Below are 1,036 nucleotides of genomic sequence, written 5' to 3'. Positions count from 1 at the left end.
AAGGGAGGAAATTCAAAATGGCTAAAGCTAAATACGAAAGAACAAAACCTCATGTTAATATAGGGACAATAGGACACGTTGACCACGGTAAAACTACATTAACAGCAGCAATAACAAAAACATTATATGACAGATACCAATTAGGAGAAGCAGTAGATTTCGCAAACATAGATAAAGCTCCAGAAGAAAGAGAAAGAGGAATCACAATATCAACAGCACACGTTGAGTATGAAACTCCAAACAGACACTACGCACACGTTGACTGCCCAGGACATGCTGACTACGTTAAGAACATGATAACAGGAGCAGCACAAATGGACGGAGCAATATTAGTTTGTTCAGCAACAGATGGACCAATGCCACAAACAAGAGAGCATATACTATTATCAAGACAAGTTGGAGTACCATATATAGTAGTATTCTTAAACAAATGTGACATGGTAGATGATGAAGAGTTATTAGAACTAGTAGAAATGGAAGTAAGAGATTTATTAACAGAATATGATTTCCCAGGAGATGATACTCCAATAGTAAGAGGATCAGCATTAATGGCATTAGAAGATCCAAAGAGTGAGTGGGGAAATAAAATAGTAGAATTATTCGAGCAAATAGATGAATATATACCAGCACCAGAAAGAGATACTGACAAACCATTCTTAATGCCAGTAGAAGACGTATTCTCAATCACAGGAAGAGGAACAGTTGCAACAGGAAGAGTGGAAAGAGGAGTATTAAAAGTACAAGACGAAGTAGAATTAGTAGGATTAACAGAAGCACCAAGAAAAGTAGTAGTAACAGGAGTAGAGATGTTCAGAAAATTATTAGACCAAGCACAAGCAGGGGATAATATAGGAGCATTATTAAGAGGAGTACAAAGAAACGAAATAGAAAGAGGACAAGTACTAGCAAAGACTGGATCAGTAAAAGCACACACAAAATTTACTGCAGAAGTATATGTACTTAAAAAAGAAGAAGGTGGAAGACATACACCATTCTTTGATGGATATAGACCACAATTCTATTTCAGAACAACAGA

Annotated in this window: 1 protein-coding gene; it reads left to right on the top strand. The window is 36.4% G+C overall.

Translation table 11 applies throughout. The features are described from left to right. Positions 1–17: 17 nt before the first annotated feature. On the top strand, positions 18–1,036 hold a 1,019-nt coding region (gene tuf / locus IC213_RS20445; protein ID WP_227863580.1), incomplete at its 3' end, for an elongation factor Tu.

This window comes from Clostridioides sp. ES-S-0049-02 (assembly GCF_020658465.1).
GTDB lineage: Bacteria > Bacillota > Clostridia > Peptostreptococcales > Peptostreptococcaceae > Clostridioides.
This window is presented reverse-complemented; position numbering and strand designations above follow the sequence as displayed.